Here is a 15,703-nt window from a genome sequence, read left to right as displayed (position 1 = left end):
GTCCGCCATAGGCGGGCGGTCCCGGCGCGCATTAGGGTCGGGGGCGTGGCGAAAACAGAGCGGCGGGAATCGGTTCGGGCCTCGCTGGACAAGCAGCCGCACGAGGTCGCGTCGATGTTCGACGGGGTCGCGAAGCGGTACGACATCACCAACACCGTCATCTCCGGCGGGCAGGACCGGTATTGGCGCTGGGCCGTGCGCAAGGCGGTCGCCCCGCGCCCCGGCGAGCGCGTGCTCGATCTGGCGGCCGGCACCGGTGTCTCGACGCTCGATCTGGCCAAGTCCGGCGCCTGGTGTCTGGCGGCCGACTTCTCCCAGGGCATGCTGCAAGCCGGTCGGCACCGCGAGGTGCCGATGGTGGCCGCCGACGCCACCGCGCTGCCCTTCGCCGACGACTCCTTCGACGCGGTGACCATCTCCTACGGCCTGCGCAACATCTCCGAGACCGATCAGGCGCTGCGCGAGATGCTGCGCGTCACCAAGCCCGGCGGCAGACTGGTGGTGGCGGAGTTCTCCACACCGGTCGTACCGGTGTTCAAGACGGTCTACATGGAGTACCTGATGAAGGCGCTGCCCCAGGTGGCCCGCGCCGTCAGCAGCAATCCCGACGCCTACGTCTACCTGGCCGAGTCGATCCGTGCCTGGCCGAATCAACGTCAGCTGGCCCTGCGCATCGCCGACGCGGGCTGGTCCTCGGTCAAGTGGCGCAACCTGACCGGCGGCATCGTCGCACTGCACCGCGGCTACAAGCTCTAGGCGTGACATCACTCACGGATGAGGTTTCCGGGCGGTAAAACGCCAGGTCAACGGTCGATCTCACGGGCGAAAATTTCGGCGGTGAGGAAAATTGTCATCTGCCGATAACGCGGGGTAAATGGCTCGCAACGGCCGGTCGCCATGATCGGATGCATGACCGACGCAGCCACTGGACCCGCCCGTACGGCGTGCTCGTACTGCGGTGTCGGCTGCGGCATCACCGTCGAGACCACGCCGGGACCGGATGGCGCGCCGGTGATCGCGAAGGTCAGTGGCGACAAGCTGCATCCGTCCAACGCGGGCCGCCTGTGCACCAAGGGCGCCACCCACCTGGAGCTCATGCGGGCGCCCGGGCGGATGGAGACCGCCTACCGCCGCCCCGAACGCGGCCAGGCACCCGAACCCGTCCCGGTCGATGCGGCGGTGCGCGAAACCGCCGAGCGGCTACGCGGCATCCTCGACGAGCACGGCCCCGACGCCATCGCGCTGTATGTGTCCGGGCAGATGTCGCTGGAGGCGCAGTATCTCGCCACCAAACTGGCCAAGGGCCACCTGCGGACCAAGCATCTGGAGGCCAACTCGCGGCTGTGCATGGCCAGCGCGGGCACCGGCTACAAGCAGTCCCTCGGCGCGGACGGCCCGCCCGGCTCCTACGACGACTTCGAGCACGCCGACCTGTTCTTCGTCATCGGCGCGAATATGGCCGACTGCCATCCGATCCTGTTCCTGCGCATGGCCGACCGGCTCAAGGCGGGCGCGAAACTGATCGTCGTCGACCCGCGGCGCACCGATACGGCCGCGCGAGCCGACCTGTTCCTGCAACTGCGTCCCGGCACCGATCTCGCGCTGCTGAACGGATTGCTGCATCTGCTGGTCGAGGCGGGCGCAATCGACGACGAGTTCATCGCCGAGCACACCGAGGGCTGGGACGCCATGCCGGAGTTCCTCGCCGGCTACACCCCGGACCGCGTTGCCGAGATCACCGGTCTCGCCGAAGCCGATCTCCGCACGGCCGCCCAGTGGATCGGCGCGGCCGGCGAGTGGATGTCGCTGTGGACGATGGGCCTGAACCAGTCCACGCACGGCACCTGGAACACCAACGCCCTGTGCAACCTGCACCTGGCCACCGGCGCCATCTGCCGGCCGGGCAGCGGCCCGTTCTCGCTCACCGGTCAGCCCAACGCCATGGGCGGGCGCGAAATGGGCTACATGGGACCGGGACTGCCGGGCCAGCGCAGTCTGCTCGCCCCCGGGGACCGCGCGTTCGTGGAGGCCGCGTGGGACCTGCCGCCCGGCACCCTTCGCACCGAAGCCGGGCCCGGCACCGTCGAGATGTTCCGGACCATGGCCGACGGCGAGATCAAGGCCGCCTGGATCATCTGCACCAATCCTGTTGCCTCCATGGCGAATCGGAAGACCGCCATCGCCGGACTGGAAGCCGCCGAGCTGGTCGTGGTGCAGGACGCCTACCTCGACACCGCCACCAACGCCTACGCTGACCTGCTGCTGCCCGCCACGCTGTGGGCCGAAGCCGATGCGGTGATGGTGAATTCGGAACGCACCGCCACCCTGCTGCAACGCAGTGCCGAGCCGGTCGGCGCGGCCCGTCCGGACTGGCAGCTGATCGCGCAGGTGGCCACCGGCATGGGCTTCCCCGGCTTCGACTTCGCCTCCAGCGCCGAGATTTTCGACGAGATCACCCGGTTCGCCAATCCCGCCACCGGCTACGACCTGCGTGGCATGAGCTATGCGGCGTTGCGCGAGGGGCCGATGCAGTGGCCGTGCCCCGACCCCGAACGTCGCCGCAACCCGATCCGCTACCGCAACGACGGCGTCGGGCAGGAGCTGTTCGTCGACGCGGACGGGCACACGCCGCGGTTGGCCTTCGCCACGCCCAGCCGTCGCGCCGTGTTCTGGCCGCGCCCACACCTGCTGCCCGAGGAACTGCCCGACGACGATTTCCCGTTCCTGCTCAATACCGGCCGCGTGCAGCACCAATGGCACACCATGACCAAGACCGGCCGGATCGCCAAACTCACCAAACTCAACGGGCAGCCGTTCGTGGAGGTGCATCCCGAGGACGCCGAACGGCTCGGCGTGACCGGCGGCGACCAACTCGAGATCGCCTCGCGGCGTGGGCGGGCTGTGCTTCCGGTACTGGTCAGCGACCGGGTGCGGCCCGGTGACTGTTTCGCGCCCTTCCACTGGAACGACGAGCAGGGGGAGTACTTGACCATCAACGCCGTCACCAACGACGCGGTGGACGCGGATTCGCTCCAGCCGGAATTCAAGGCGTGCGCGGTCTCGCTGCGCCGGGTGGCGGTGCCGACCGCGGAAGTCCCTGCCGCCCCGAGTGTTTCGGGGCCAATGGGTGCGGGGCCGCATCCGCTGGCGGTGATGCTCGGTCTGGACAGCGGTGTGGCGCCCACCCTCAGCGATGTCGAGCAGATCTACCTGAGCGGGTATCTGGCCGCGCTGCACTCACTTCCGGTCACCGGTCAGCCGGTGCTGCCCGAATCCGCGCCGCTGTCCCCGCGCAGCCGGGTGTGGATCGACGGGCTGCTCGCGGGGATGTACTCCCGAAGTGCCGCCGCGACAGCCGAATCCGCGCCGCCCGTCGCGCCGCCGGTCACCGTGCTGTGGGCCTCGCAGACCGGTACCGCCGAGGAGTTCGCGGCTCGGACCGCCGAACAGCTCGCGGAGTCCGGTTTCGCGCCGCGCCTGCTCGATATGGATTCCTGCGAGCTGGCCGACCTGACCGGAGACGTGCTGCTGATCAGCAGCACCTTCGGTGACGGCGGGCCCCCGGACAACGGGGCCGACTTCTGGGAACGCCTGGACGACAGCGCGGCTCGGCTCACCGGCCTGCGCTACGCGGTCTTCGCCCTCGGCGACTCCTCCTACGACGACTTCTGCGGCCACGGCCGCAAACTCGACCAGAAGCTCGCCGAACGCGGCGCCACCCGGCTGCTCCCGCGCGTGGACAGCGAGCCGGATTACGACGAGGCCGCCGACCACTGGCTCGCCGAGGTCCTTTCCCTTCTGAATGCCGACACCGAACCTCGGTCCGCCTCAGGCACGGAGCAGTCCGTCGCAGCACCTGGCTCCGGATCGGTCGACACCTCTCCCAGTGGCGTGGGCTCCGATGGCCGGGTGCCCGGGGCCGTGAGCTCCTCTGCCGCGGTGTTCGGTGGCAGCGGGGCGGCTGGTTCGGGAGGCGCAGGTCGAGGTCGGGGTGCGGTCGATGTCGGGCCGGATGCGGTCCCGCGCGGGGGTGCGGTGGTTTCGGGTGGTGTGGGGGTTGTCGCGCCGCGCCGGGCGGCGGCCCCGTTCACGCGCAACGCCCCGCTCTCGGTGCCGCTGGTCCGCAACGAGGTGTTGTCCCGGGTGACGGCGTCGAAAGAGGTGCGTCGGTTCGGGTTCGATCTGAGCGGTCTCGACGCGAGTTACGAAGTCGGTGACTCGCTGGGCATCTGGCCGTCCAACGATGACGCTTTGGTTCGTGAATGGCTGACCGCGACCGGGCTGGATGGCGGGCGGGGCATCGAATTCGAGGGTGCCGAACTGAGTTTGGCCGACGCGCTGCGCACCCGCTACGACATCACCAAGGTCAGCCACGATCTGCTCACCTTCATCGCCGAACGCAATTCCAGTGTGCGACTGGCGAAGTTGCTGCGCCGGGACAATCGCAACGAGCTCGACAGCTATCTCTGGGACCGGCAGGCCGTCGATGTACTGCGCGATTTCCCGGTGCGGGCCGATCTCGTCGAATGGCTCGGCACGCTGAAAAAGCTGCAACCGCGCCAGTATTCGATCTCGTCGTCCCCGCTGACCAGCCCGGACGAGGTGCAGCTGACCGTGGGTGTGGTCCGCTACGGCGACACCGAGTCCGCCGCGCGCCGCGGTGGTGTCTGCTCGACCTTCCTGGCCGACCGCGCCGCCACGGCCCAGATCCCGATCTTCCTGCAGCGTGCTCCGCATTTCCGGCCGCCGCTGGACCCGACCGCGCCCATGATCATGGTCGGGCCCGGCACCGGCATCGCCCCCTTCCGTGGTTTCCTGCACGAACGCCGCGCCCAGGGCGCCACCGGCCGCAACTGGTTGTTCTTCGGTGAGCAGCACGCCGCCCAGAACTTCTACTATCGCGCCGAACTCGAGGACATGTTCCGCTCCGGTTTCCTGACCCGCCTCGATCTCGCCTTCTCGCGGGATCAGCGAGAACGGATCTATGTGCAGCACCGCATGGTCGAGCACGGCGCCGAACTGTGGTCCTGGCTGCGCGACGGCGGCCACTTCTACGTCTGCGGCGACGCCGCCCGCATGGCCAAGGACGTGGACGACACCCTGCTCCGCATCGCCCGCATCCACGGCAAGCTGGACGAGGACGCCGCACTCGCCTTCAAGAAACAACTGATCGCCGAAAAGCGCTACGTCCGCGATGTGTATTAGTGCGGACCGAACGCCTCGCTGGCGCTCGGCGATCGGTCCGCGCTAAGGGTTTTGGGTGGGCACCGGGGGCGCTTCGCTTCCCCGGTGCCGTCCAGCTTCGGGGCTTGCCTCGCTGCGCTCGGCGGTTCGCCCTGTGGTCGGGGTCGGGCCGCGTGCCTCGCTGGTGCTGGGCGGTTCGCCCTGTGGTCGGGGTCGGGCCGCGTGCCTCGCTGGTGCTGGGCGGTTCGCCCTGTGGTCGGGGTCGGGCCGCGTGCCTCGCTGGTGCTGGGCGGTTCGCCCTGAGGTCGGGCTAGGCCGCGTGCCTCGCTGGTGCTCGGCGGTTCGCCCTGAGGTCGGGGCTGGGCCGGGTGCCTCGCTGTGCTCGGCGATCGGCCCGCGCCAAGGGTTCGGGTGGGTGGGCTGCGTCAAGGGTTTCGGGTCAGGCCGCGGGCGGGTTGAGGCGGGTGAAGTCGGGGAGGCGGTAGTACGGGTAGTAGGGGTAGGGGGGTGTGGTGGCGCTGGCTTTGTCCAGGCGGGCGATCTGGTCGGCGTCGAGCTGCCAGCCGATCGCGCCGAGGTTCTGGCGGAGCTGGTCCTCGTTGCGGGCGCCGACGATGACGGTGGAGACCGTGGGGCGGCCCAGGAGCCAGTTCAGGGCGATCTGGGGGATGGTGCGGCCGGTTTCGGCGGCGATCTCGTCGAGGACGTCGACCACGTCGTAGAGCAGGTCGTCGTTCACCGGTGGGCCCGCCTCGGCGGTCTGGTGCAGGCGGCTGCCGGCCGGAAGTGGTTGTCCGCGGCGGATCTTGCCGGTGAGGCGGCCCCAGCCGAGCGGGCTCCACACCACCGCGCCGACCCCTTGGTCCTGGCCGAGCGGCATGAGTTCCCATTCGTAGTCCCGGCCGACCAGCGAGTAGTACACCTGGTGGGCGACGTAACGGGTGCGACCGTGGCGGTCTGCTGCCGCAAGGGATTTCATCAGCTGCCAGCCCGCGAAGTTGGAGGCGCCGAGGTAGCGGATCTTGCCCGCCCGTACCAGATCGTCCAGGGCCGCAAGGGTTTCCTCGACGGGGGTGTGCGCATCGAAGGCGTGCAGTTGGAACAGATCGATGTGGTCGACGCCGAGCCGTCGCAGCGAACCCTCGACCGCGCCGATCAGCCGCGCGCGTCCGGAGCCCGCGTCGAAGGGGCCGGGCCCGGTGGGCAGGCTCGCCTTGGTGGACAGCAGCAGGTGATCGCGCCGTCCTCTGATGGCCGCGCCGAGCACTTCCTCGGACGCGCCGTCGGAGTAGACATCGGCCGTGTCGAACATGTTCACGCCTGCTTCCAGGCTGATGTCCACCAGTCGCCGCGCCTGCTGCGCGTCGGTGTCACCCCAGGCGCTGAAGAGTTCGCCGCGTCCGCCGAAGGTGCCCGCGCCGAAGCTGAGGGCCGGGACGAGCAGTCCGGATGCGCCGAGCCGCCGGTACTCCATGATGACTCCTAAAGGGTCTATAGTTCCGTTAACAACTCGAACCGTACACCCTCGGCGCGATAAATGGAACTGGAGACCCGTTAATGCCTGAAGATGATCTCGCTCCCGGCTCGATCCGTCCCGGCGGCCGCACCGCCCGCGTGCGCGAAGCCGTCCTGCGCACGGCCGGCGACCTGCTCGCCGAACGCGGTTTCGCACACCTGGACCTGGCCGAGGTCGCGGCCCGCGCCGAGGTCGGCAAGACCACCGTCTACCGCCGCTGGGGCACCGTGCCCGGCCTGGTCGCGGACCTGCTCGCCGATATGGCCGAGCAGTCGGTGTCGCGCGCCGACACCGGTTCGCTGCTCGGCGACCTCACCGCCAACGCCCGCCTGGTCGCCGAAACACTCACCGACCCCCGCCAGGGCCGCCTCTTCCGCGCCGTCATCGCCGCCGCCACCTGCGACGACACCGCCGCCGCCGCCCTGCGCCGCTTCTACGACATCCGCCTCACCGAATGGTCCCCCTGCGTGGACGCGGCCATCGCCCGCGGCGAAGCCCCACCCGGCACCGACCCCCGCGCCGTCCTCACCGCCGTCTCGGCCCCCCTCTACTACCGCCTACTCGCCACCGGCGACCCCATCGACGAATCCGTCGCCGACCAATCCGCCCGCGCCGCCCTAACCGCGGTAGCCGCAGGCACTTTCGCCGCCTGAGCCGCATCAGCGCCGAGTGAAAGTGGGACACTGCTGCGGGGACTTCTCGCGATACGGCGCAGCCATGTCCCTTCGTTCCGCTCGTCTGCCCGAATCCCGGCGGTGGGTGGGTGGTGGGGGCGTTATGCGGTGTGTGGCAATTGGGTTTGGAGGCCGGTGACGGCCGTGTAGTGGGCCATCAGGTCGGTGCAGATTGCGGGCCAGGTGCGGTGTAGTACGGATTTGCGGGCGGCGCGGGCGAAGCGGGTGCGTAGGTCGGGGGTGCGGAGGGCGGCTACGGCGCTCGGTAGGAGTTCGGTGAATCGGTCGACTGGGAGTAGGTAGCCGTTGCGGCAGTGCGCGATGAGGTCGCGCGGTCCGCCTGCGTCGGGGCCGATGACCGGCGTGCCCGAGGACAGGGCCTCCTGCACGCCCTGGCAGAAGGTTTCGTGTTCGCCCGCGTGGATCATGATGTCGAGGCTGGCGTAGGCCCGGGCCAGTTCGCTGCCGCCCAGTTCGCCGGTGAACACCGCGTTCGGCATGAGTGCCGCGAGCGCGTCGCGTTCCGGACCGCCGCCGACGATCACCAGTTGGATGCCGGGGTCCGCGGCGAGCACGGCCAGTCGCTCGACATGCTTCTCCGGTGCTAGCCGCCCGACGAAACCGACGACGAGTTTGTCCGTGCCGCCGAGCCATGTCGCGCGGAGTTCGGCGCTGCGCGCCCCCGGGTGGAAGCGGTCGATGTCCACCCCGCGCCCCCACCGGTGGATGCGTGGAACACCGTGGCGGGCCAGGTCTTCCGCGGCGGCGGTGGAGGGCGCCAGGGTGCGGGTGGCGCTTTCGTGCAGCCGCCGGGTCCAGGCCCAGGCGGCGCGGCTGGCCAGGCCGAGGCCGTAGCTCTTGGCGAACCCGGCCACATCGGTCTGATAGACCGCGATCGTCGGCAGGTCCAGTCGCACGGCCGCGCCGAGGCCGCCCGCGCCGAGCAGGAACGGGGAGGCCAGGTGCACCACGTCGGCATCGAAATCCCGGATGGCCGCGGTGATTCCGGGCTGGGGCAGGCCGACGGGCAGCGAGCTGATCTTGGGCACCATCATGGCGGGCACCCGGTGCACCGGGAACCGTCCGTGCTCGCGAGGTGCGGGTGGCACGCCGCGAATGGTGTCGGGCGCGATGATCAGCGCGTCGTGGCCGTGCTGGTCCAGGTGGTCCAGCACGCGTAGAACAGAGTTCACGACGCCGTTCATGTTCGGCAGGAACGACTCCGCGACGATCGCTACTCGCACGTTCTCAGCGTGACCGCCGGACGTGAAGCCCACGGAAAGTTCCGGCGAACGTGCTCCTAAACGTGGGGTGACCGCCAGCGGGGGTCGGCCAGGTTCTCGGGCGTGGCGATCGTTTCCAGCAGGGCGCGCAGGGTGCGCACCGCGTCCGGGCCGTGCGCTTTCACCAGGTCGCGTTCGGCGGCACGATGGAATCGGCGGGCCGCGGCGAGCGCGGCCGCGCCCTTCTCGCTGAGATAGAGCAGTTTGGCTCGCCGGTCACCGGGGTCGGGCCGGCGCTGCACGTAGCCGCGGTTTTCCATCTCGTCGACCAGTTGGGCGGCTCCCTGTTTGGTGATCGACAGACGGTCGGCGAGTTCGCTGATGTTCATGGCGCGGCGGTCCAGGCTGCGGAAGACGTAGCCGTAGGACGGGCCGGCGTCGCCGAACCCCTGCTGGGCCAGCGCTTCTCGTAAGTCGTGCACGAACTGCTGATAGCCGAGGCCCAGCAGGATTACCAAATCCAGCTCTTGCGCGAATCGAGTCATGCCGCCATGATAGTCAAGTCAACTTGTTCAAGTCAGCTTGTCTATCTAGGGAGATTCATGCACCTCGTCAAGGCTGCCGACGCACCGCGTTTCGAGCTGCCGCACGCCCAGTTCGACGGCATGGCCGCTCCGAGCCGCGGCTCGAAGCAGTTGTGCACCTGGCGGCTCACCGTGCCGGGAAATCTGGCGGTCGGCCCCGCCCACACCCTCGACCGCGACGAGGTCTTCATGCTGCTCTCGGGCCGCCTGGAGATCAGCGGTCAGCTACTCGAGCCGGGTGACGCGCTGGTCGTGCCCGCGGGCGATCCGATCGCGCTGGGCAATCCGGGTGACGAACCGGCGGTCGCGCACGTCGCGATCCCCGCGGGCTTCACCGCCGAAATGCCCGACGGCAGCCGGTTCACCCCGCCGTGGGCGCAGTAGTGCTGTGCCCATCGGCGGTGTTCGCAACGCCCTCCGTGGTCACGCTGAGCTCACACCGCGTTCGCCTCCGGGCGCTGAGCTCACACCGCGTCGACGCAGCCGCCCGAGCACCCACAGCGCGGGCAATGCCACGCCCCAGGTCACCACGATGACCGAGGCCGCGGGCAGCACCGCCACCCGCGCGTCCCGGCCCGCGACGCGAACCAGATCCGGATCCTCGCGGCTGTACTCGACCTTGATCCGTTCACCCTGGGTCAGATTGGTCGGGTACAGCACGCCGACCTTCGGATTGTGGTTCGTGCCGTCGGGCGTGACATAGCTGACCGCCGAGCGCAACCGCCCGGCCGAGATCACCTCGCCGGTGGCGGTGCCCATATTCGAGCTGATCAGATAGTCGTTGCGCCACGCGGCCAGCACCAGCAGGGCGGTCAGCACGCTGATCGCCGCCGCCGCGGCGAGTACCGCGGTGCGGGTCCGGCGCAGGCGCGCCGCGCGCTGAGCGTACTGACTGGTTTCCGACACCGAACCAGCCTACTGAGCCGCTGGATTAACCTGTGCGGCCATGTCCCGAAAATTCAGCTTCACCGTGCCCTACAGCATCCCGGTCGAAGATCTTCACCGGGCACTGACCACCGACGAGACCTGGCAGGCCCGGTTCGCCGAGGCCGTCACCGCCACCCTCGAGCTCTCCCATCCCGAGGGCGCGGACACCATTCGCGTTCATATGACCGAAAAAGCAAGCGAGGACAAGATTCCCGGCCTCGTGCGCAAGGTGCTCAAAAGCGATCTCGAGTTCGCCCGCACCGATAACTGGGGGCGGCTCGACGGTGAGCTCGCGCGCGGTTCGCTGGTCGCCGAAACCGGCGGAATCAGCTGCGCCATGTCCGGCGCCTACGAGCTGCGTCCGACCGCCGAGGGTTCGGAGATCGAGGTCGTCGGCACCGTCGAGGTGAAGGTGCCGCTGGTCGGCGGCGCGATCGAGCCGCTGGCCGAACAGCTGCTGCACCGTGTGCTCAAGAGCGAGCGCGAGTTCATCCAGGGCTGGGTGGCCAGCCGGGCCACCAGGTAATCTGCTGCCCGCGAACCGGATTCGACGCGCCGGGCGCTCAACGGCGAGCCCCGGCGCCGACGTCTATTCGGCGTCGGCCTGGTATTCGGCCGCCGCTGCCGGATCGAACGCTCGCGGCTGCACCAGCACCAGCCAGTTGCCGGAATTGTCGCGCAGGACGGCCTCGGTCCCGTAGGGCCGCTCGGCCGGCGGCTGCACGAACTCCACACCCTTGGCGGTCAGCTCCTCGTAGGCCTTCTGACAGTCCTCGGTGTTCAGCCCGAGCGAGCCGTGCGTGCCGTTGGCCAGCGCCCGGCGGACGGCCTCGGCCAGATTGTCGTCCAGCGGCGGTCCGGGCACCATCAGGGTGACATTCAGTTCGGGATGGTCCGGCTGTGCCACCGTCACCCAGCGGAAACCGTTGTCGCCCATCGTGACATCGGCGGTCTCCACGAAACCGAGCTTGTCGATGTACCACTGCTTGGCCGCGGTCTGATCGTTCACATACACCGTGACCAGGGAAACATTCGTAATCGTTGTCATGCGTCCAGGCTATGGTCGTGCCTCGGTTCGGCGCTTCTCCGAAATTGCGCGAGTCGCTACCGGTCGCCGGCGGGTTTCCGGTCCGAGAGACCGTGCATGAAGATGTAGCAGCCGGGAATGTGCGGGTTCCCCGTCGCGGCGAACTTGGCCTGATATTCCGACGGACTGACCCCGACCAACTGACGGAACTTGCTGCTGAACGAACCCAGGCTGCTGTAGCCGACCAGCATGCAGATCTCGGTCACGGTCAGGTTGGTCGCGCGCAGCAGATCCTGCGCGCGTTCGATGCGGCGTTCGGCCAGATACACCGCGGGCGTGCGCCCGTAGACGGCGGTGAAGGCGCGCAGGAAGTGATACTTGGAAATCCCGGCGGCGGCGGCCAATTCGTCCAGGTCGAGCGGTTCGGCGTAGTCCCGGTCCACCAGATCCCGCGCTTTCCGCAGGTGCGGCAGCAGATACAACGCGGGCAGGCCGGCCATCAGGCGAAGGGGGGCAACTCGTCGTAGCGCATGGACGCCATCCCGGCGGCCCGCCAGGCCCGCGCGGTGAGATCCAGGTCCTCCTCGGTGACCAGATTGCCCATCACCCGAACCGCGGTGCGCTGCAAGTACTTCGACCGCATCACCGGTGGCCCGCCGAGTGGCACCATGCGCGGATGGGTGGCCAGCCCGGCGATCCGGCGCGCCGCCGAGAAGGTGCGCCCGTAGCGGGCCCGCAGCAACTCCGGCCAGATCCGGGTGAGATCGGGCTCGTCCAGCAGCTCGGCGAGCATGTGGCCGCCCTCGAGCCCGTAGTCGATGCCCTCGCCGTTGAGCGGATTCACACAGCCCGCGGCATCGCCGACCAGGACCCAGTTGCGCCCGGCCACATTCGACACCGCGCCGCCCATCGGTAGCAGCGCCGAGGCGACAGCGCGCAGCTCGCCGTCGAACTCCCACTCGTCGAAGCGCTGCGAAGTGTAGTGCTGGAGCAGGGGTTTCAGCGCGATGTGCGACGGCCGGGCCGCGGTGGCCAGCGAACCGACGCCGATATTCACCTCGCCGTTGCCCAGCGGGAACACCCAGCCGTATCCGGGCACCAGCGCACCCTCGGCGTCGCGCAGCTCCAGATGCGAAGTGATCCACTGATCGTCGCTGCGCCCGGACTTGATGTAGGCGCGCGCCGCCGTGCCGTAGGCGTACTGCCGATGCCAGGTGCGGCCGAGCCGCTTGCCGATCGGGGAGCGCACGCCATCGGCCACGACCAATGTCGTACAGGCGATCTCACGCGGGCCCGCGGCGGTCTGCACCGTCACGCCGCAGACCCGATCGCCGTCGCGGGTGACATCGATCACCTTGGTGCCGTCCAGCATGGCCGCGCCGGATTTCACCGCGGTCTCGCGCAGCTTGTCGTCGAGTTCGGTTCGGGGGACCGCGCTTCCGTAGGTCGGGAAGGAACCGCCCGGCCACCGCAGCAGCGCCTCCCGGCCGAAACCGGTCATGCGCAGGCCGTGGTTGACGGTGTGCGCGCGCAGCCAGTCGCCGAGGCCGAGGTGCTCGAGTTCCTTGGTCGCGCGCGGTGTCAGTCCGTCGCCGCAGGTCTTGTCCCTCGGGAACGCCGCGGAGTCCAGCAGCAGCACGTCGCGCCCGGCGCGCGCGGCCCACGCGGCCGCGGCCGACCCCGCCGGGCCCGCGCCGACGACCAGTACCTCGGTTCGGTCCGGTACCGCGCCCACGGGGTTGTCTTCCGGTGCACCCATGCGCTCAATACTTGCAGGACCCCGCGCTCGATGTCGATGCGGCGTACCTCTCGACACCCCGGATCCGACGCGGCTCGACCACGTCTCGGACCTGCGATGTGGAAGGCTGGGCGCGGTGTGAGCTCAGCGCCCGGAGGCGGCAGCGAAGCGTAACCATGTAGGGCGTCGCGAGCACCGCAAGTCGAACGCTGTGCACCACATAGTGACGGTGTTCATGGGGCCGCGTAGCTGGGACACGCTAGGTTCTTACCGTGGGGTCGGACGCATCGCTGGGAGAAGAAATGAGCACATCGGCTGTGGATGAGCAGAATACGGTGGTGGCCGGGGTCGACCTCGGCGACCGCGAGCTCGCGAACACCGTGCGCAACGGCCTGGAACAGGTCGAGAAGCTCCTCATCGACGAACTGTCCGACGGCGAGGACTTCCTCCAGGAGGCCGCGCTACATCTGGCCAAGGCCGGTGGCAAGCGTTTCCGGCCGCTGTTCACCATCCTCACCGGCCAGCTGGGCCCGAACCCGGCCGACCCGGCGCTGATCACCGCCGGCACCGTCGTCGAACTCGTGCATCTGGCCACCCTCTACCACGACGACGTGATGGACGAGGCGCCGATGCGCCGCGGTGCCCCGAGCGTTAATTCCCGCTGGGGCAACAGCATCGCCATCCTCGCCGGTGACTACCTCTTCGCGCACGCCTCCCGCCTGACCTCCACCCTGGGCCCCGACGCCGTGCGCATCATCGCCGAGACCTTCGCCGAACTGGTCACCGGTCAAATGCGGGAAACCATGGGTGCCCGCGAATCCCAGGACCCGGTCGAGCACTACCTGCGCGTGGTCTGGGAGAAGACCGGTTCGCTGATCGCCGCCTCGGGCCGCTTCGGCGGCACCTTCTCCGGCGCGGACGCCGACCACGTGGAACGGCTGGCCCGGCTCGGTGACGCGGTCGGCACCGCCTTCCAGATCTCCGACGACATCATCGATATCTCCTCGGCCGCCGAGCAGTCCGGCAAGACCCCCGGCACCGATCTGCGCGAGGGTGTGCACACCCTGCCGGTGCTGTACGCGCTGCGGGACGAGGGCGCCGACGGCGATCGCCTCCGCGGCCTGCTGGCCCACCCGCTGGCCACCGATGCCGAGGTCGCCGAGGCCCTGGAGCTGCTCGGCCGCTCCCGCGGCATGGCCCTGGCCAAGGAGAAATTGCAGGGCTACGCCGATATCGCCCACGCCGAGCTCGCCGCCCTGCCCCCGGGGCCCGCCAACGACGCCCTCGAGCGTCTGGTCCGCTACACCATCGAGCGGGTCGGCTAGCCGGAACTCGCCCGGCCGCTGCCGCGTTTGAACTGCGTAAGGCAGATATCGGATCGGGGGACTGGCGCGAGGAGCTCTATGCACAAGCATGGCTATGCGAACGGGTTGAAGACGTTCGGGCTCATGGTGGGTCTGTCGGCGCTGATCGTGTTCGCCGGGGCCATGTTCCGCAACCCGACGATCCTGATCGTGTCGATCGTGATCGCGGTCGGCATGAACGGTTACGCCTACTTCAACAGTGACAAGCTGGCGTTGAAGGCCATGCACGCCCAACCGGTCAGCGAGCTGGAGGCGCCGGTCATGTACCGGATCGTGCGTGAACTCGCGACCATCGCCCGCCAGCCCATGCCGCGGCTCTACATCTCACCGACCAACGCGCCCAATGCCTTCGCCACCGGCCGCAATCCGCGCCACGCCGCCGTGTGCTGCACCAACGGCATCCTGCAGATCCTGGACGAACGTGAGCTGCGCGCGGTGCTCGGCCACGAGCTCTCGCACGTCTACAACCGCGACATCCTGATCTCCTCGATCGCGGGCGCGCTCGCCGCCGTCATCTCCGGCCTGGCCAACCTGGCGTACTTCGCGTCCATGTTCGGCGGCAATCGCGGCAACGGCGGCCCGAATCTGATCGGTGTGCTCTTGATCTCCCTGCTGGGCCCGATCGCGGCCACCCTGGTGCGGCTGGCCGTGTCCCGTTCGCGGGAGTTCCAGGCCGATCAGTCCGGCGCCGAGCTGACCGGTGATCCGCTGGCCTTGGCGTCGGCGCTGCGCAAGTTGGAGCGCGGCGTCCAGGCCGCTCCGCTGCCGCCGGAGCCGCAGCTGACCGCGCAGTCGCATCTGATGATCGCCAACCCGTTCCGGGCCGGGGAGCGGGCCGCGCGCTGGTTCTCCACCCACCCCCCGATGGCCGAGCGCATCGCCCGCCTAGAGGACCTGGCGGGCGGCCCGGCCCACTCCGCTAGCGGTAGTTGACGAATTGCAGCGCGATCCCGAAGTCCTCGCCCTTGAGCAGGCTGATCACGGCTTGCAGGTCGTCGCGCTTCTTGCTGCTGACTCGTAGTTCGTCGCCCTGGATCTGCGCCTTGACGCCCTTGGGGCCCTCGTCGCGGATCTTCTTGGAGATCTTCTTGGCGTGCTCGGCGTCGATGCCCTGCACCAGGGTGCCGGTGATCTTGTAGGTCTTGCCGGAGGGCTGCGGGTCACCCGCGTCGAAGGCTTTGAGCGAGATGTCGCGGCGGATCAGCTTCTCCTTGAACACCTCGAGCGCGGCCTTGACCCGCTCCTCGGCCTCGGCGGTCAGCACGATCTTCTCCTCGCCGGACCACTCGATGGCGGCGCCGGTACCGCGGAAGTCGTAGCGGGTGTTCAGCTCCTTCTCCGCCTGATGCAGGGCGTTGTCGACCTCCTGCCGGTCGACCTTGCTGACGACATCGAAAGACGAATCGGCCACACTGCGCTCCTGTTCCTGACGGTACTTCCGGACATCGTTAGTTCTACCCGTACGC

15 protein-coding genes are annotated in these 15,703 nt (G+C 69.1%); 7 read left to right on the top strand and 8 right to left on the bottom strand.

Annotation, left to right across the window (positions count from 1 at the left end):
* Window positions 1-45: 45 nt before the first annotated feature.
* Window positions 46-756: a demethylmenaquinone methyltransferase gene (locus ACFVMC_RS23555; protein ID WP_379213520.1), complete on the top strand. Its 711-nt coding sequence runs from the start codon at window positions 46-48 to the stop codon at window positions 754-756.
* 153 nt (window positions 757-909) lie between these two features.
* Window positions 910-5,205 (top strand): molybdopterin-dependent oxidoreductase, encoded by a 4,296-nt coding sequence (locus ACFVMC_RS23550; protein ID WP_379213518.1) that lies wholly within the window; start codon window positions 910-912, stop codon window positions 5,203-5,205.
* Between the two features lie 418 nt (window positions 5,206-5,623).
* Here the strand turns inward: ACFVMC_RS23550 and ACFVMC_RS23545 are convergent, their stop codons facing one another.
* Window positions 5,624-6,658, bottom strand: a complete 1,035-nt coding sequence (locus ACFVMC_RS23545; RefSeq protein WP_379213516.1) for an aldo/keto reductase — start codon at window positions 6,656-6,658, stop codon at window positions 5,624-5,626.
* 83 nt (window positions 6,659-6,741) lie between these two features.
* Between ACFVMC_RS23545 and ACFVMC_RS23540 the strand changes: the two genes are divergently transcribed.
* Window positions 6,742-7,353, top strand: coding sequence for a TetR/AcrR family transcriptional regulator C-terminal ligand-binding domain-containing protein (locus ACFVMC_RS23540; RefSeq protein WP_379213515.1), 612 nt, complete (start codon window positions 6,742-6,744; stop codon window positions 7,351-7,353).
* 122 nt (window positions 7,354-7,475) lie between these two features.
* Here the strand turns inward: ACFVMC_RS23540 and ACFVMC_RS23535 are convergent, their stop codons facing one another.
* Both ACFVMC_RS23535 and ACFVMC_RS23530 read right to left on the bottom strand, forming a co-directional pair.
* Window positions 7,476-8,618, bottom strand: coding sequence for a glycosyltransferase family 4 protein (locus tag ACFVMC_RS23535; RefSeq protein WP_379213513.1), 1,143 nt, complete (start codon window positions 8,616-8,618; stop codon window positions 7,476-7,478).
* A 56-nt stretch (window positions 8,619-8,674) separates the two neighbouring features.
* Complete coding sequence (locus ACFVMC_RS23530) at window positions 8,675-9,142, bottom strand: MarR family winged helix-turn-helix transcriptional regulator (protein ID WP_379213511.1); 468 nt, start codon at window positions 9,140-9,142, stop codon at window positions 8,675-8,677.
* 57 nt (window positions 9,143-9,199) lie between these two features.
* On the opposite strand from ACFVMC_RS23530, the gene ACFVMC_RS23525 reads away from it, so the two are divergent.
* Entirely contained in the window at window positions 9,200-9,565 is a 366-nt protein-coding gene (locus ACFVMC_RS23525) for a cupin domain-containing protein (RefSeq protein ID WP_379213509.1), read from the top strand.
* 39 nt (window positions 9,566-9,604) lie between these two features.
* Here ACFVMC_RS23525 and ACFVMC_RS23520 read toward each other — a convergent pair whose 3' ends face one another.
* Window positions 9,605-10,087 carry a DUF3592 domain-containing protein gene (locus ACFVMC_RS23520; protein WP_379213507.1) on the bottom strand — a complete coding sequence of 161 codons (483 nt, stop codon included), beginning with the start codon at window positions 10,085-10,087 and terminating at the stop codon, window positions 9,605-9,607.
* A gap of 40 nt (window positions 10,088-10,127) precedes the next feature.
* Here ACFVMC_RS23520 and ACFVMC_RS23515 point away from each other — a divergent pair, with 40 nt between their 5' ends.
* On the top strand, window positions 10,128-10,634 hold the full coding sequence (locus ACFVMC_RS23515) for a DUF2505 domain-containing protein (RefSeq protein ID WP_379213505.1): 507 nt from the start codon (window positions 10,128-10,130) through the stop codon (window positions 10,632-10,634).
* A 63-nt stretch (window positions 10,635-10,697) separates the two neighbouring features.
* On the opposite strand, the gene ACFVMC_RS23510 is transcribed toward ACFVMC_RS23515, so the two are convergent.
* Genes ACFVMC_RS23510 through ACFVMC_RS23500 form a run of 3 tightly spaced genes read right to left on the bottom strand, consistent with a single transcriptional unit; the run spans window position 10,698 to window position 12,894 of the window.
* Complete coding sequence (locus ACFVMC_RS23510) at window positions 10,698-11,156, bottom strand: VOC family protein (protein WP_379213503.1); 459 nt, start codon at window positions 11,154-11,156, stop codon at window positions 10,698-10,700.
* Between the two features lie 56 nt (window positions 11,157-11,212).
* Entirely contained in the window at window positions 11,213-11,635 is a 423-nt protein-coding gene (locus ACFVMC_RS23505) for a helix-turn-helix domain-containing protein (RefSeq protein ID WP_379213501.1), read from the bottom strand.
* Complete coding sequence (locus ACFVMC_RS23500) at window positions 11,635-12,894, bottom strand: geranylgeranyl reductase family protein (protein ID WP_379213499.1); 1,260 nt, start codon at window positions 12,892-12,894, stop codon at window positions 11,635-11,637. The genes ACFVMC_RS23505 and ACFVMC_RS23500 overlap by 1 nt, the downstream gene beginning before the upstream one ends.
* A gap of 281 nt (window positions 12,895-13,175) precedes the next feature.
* On the opposite strand from ACFVMC_RS23500, the gene ACFVMC_RS23495 reads away from it, so the two are divergent.
* Entirely contained in the window at window positions 13,176-14,198 is a 1,023-nt protein-coding gene (locus ACFVMC_RS23495; protein ID WP_379213497.1) for a polyprenyl synthetase family protein, read from the top strand.
* A 78-nt stretch (window positions 14,199-14,276) separates the two neighbouring features.
* On the top strand, window positions 14,277-15,170 hold the full coding sequence (gene htpX / locus ACFVMC_RS23490; protein ID WP_379213495.1) for a zinc metalloprotease HtpX: 894 nt from the start codon (window positions 14,277-14,279) through the stop codon (window positions 15,168-15,170).
* On the opposite strand, the gene ACFVMC_RS23485 is transcribed toward htpX, so the two are convergent.
* Window positions 15,157-15,648: a YajQ family cyclic di-GMP-binding protein gene (locus tag ACFVMC_RS23485; protein WP_379213493.1), complete on the bottom strand. Its 492-nt coding sequence runs from the start codon at window positions 15,646-15,648 to the stop codon at window positions 15,157-15,159. The two genes, htpX and ACFVMC_RS23485, sit on opposite strands and share 14 nt — an antisense overlap.
* Window positions 15,649-15,703: the final 55 nt, after the last annotated feature.

The sequence above is a fragment of the Nocardia sp. NPDC127579 genome (genome assembly GCF_042672005.1).
Classification (GTDB): domain Bacteria; phylum Actinomycetota; class Actinomycetes; order Mycobacteriales; family Mycobacteriaceae; genus Nocardia.
The sequence above is the reverse complement of the archived record's forward strand: the minus strand, read 5'-3'. Positions and strand labels throughout refer to the sequence as shown.

Bases quoted from the DNA above. Each gene is read 5' to 3' on its own strand.
- ACFVMC_RS23550 (WP_379213518.1), top strand. From the start codon at position 910: ATGACCGACGCAGCCACTGGACCCGCCCGTACGGCGTGCTCGTACTGC.
- ACFVMC_RS23545 (WP_379213516.1), bottom strand. From the start codon at position 6,658: ATGGAGTACCGGCGGCTCGGCGCATCCGGACTGCTCGTCCCGGCCCTC.
- ACFVMC_RS23540 (WP_379213515.1), top strand. From the start codon at position 6,742: ATGCCTGAAGATGATCTCGCTCCCGGCTCGATCCGTCCCGGCGGCCGC.
- ACFVMC_RS23530 (WP_379213511.1), bottom strand. From the start codon at position 9,142: ATGACTCGATTCGCGCAAGAGCTGGATTTGGTAATCCTGCTGGGCCTC.
- ACFVMC_RS23525 (WP_379213509.1), top strand. From the start codon at position 9,200: ATGCACCTCGTCAAGGCTGCCGACGCACCGCGTTTCGAGCTGCCGCAC.
- ACFVMC_RS23515 (WP_379213505.1), top strand. From the start codon at position 10,128: ATGTCCCGAAAATTCAGCTTCACCGTGCCCTACAGCATCCCGGTCGAA.
- ACFVMC_RS23510 (WP_379213503.1), bottom strand. From the start codon at position 11,156: ATGACAACGATTACGAATGTTTCCCTGGTCACGGTGTATGTGAACGAT.
- ACFVMC_RS23505 (WP_379213501.1), bottom strand. From the start codon at position 11,635: ATGGCCGGCCTGCCCGCGTTGTATCTGCTGCCGCACCTGCGGAAAGCG.
- ACFVMC_RS23500 (WP_379213499.1), bottom strand. From the start codon at position 12,894: ATGGGTGCACCGGAAGACAACCCCGTGGGCGCGGTACCGGACCGAACC.
- ACFVMC_RS23495 (WP_379213497.1), top strand. From the start codon at position 13,176: ATGAGCACATCGGCTGTGGATGAGCAGAATACGGTGGTGGCCGGGGTC.
- htpX (WP_379213495.1), top strand. From the start codon at position 14,277: ATGCACAAGCATGGCTATGCGAACGGGTTGAAGACGTTCGGGCTCATG.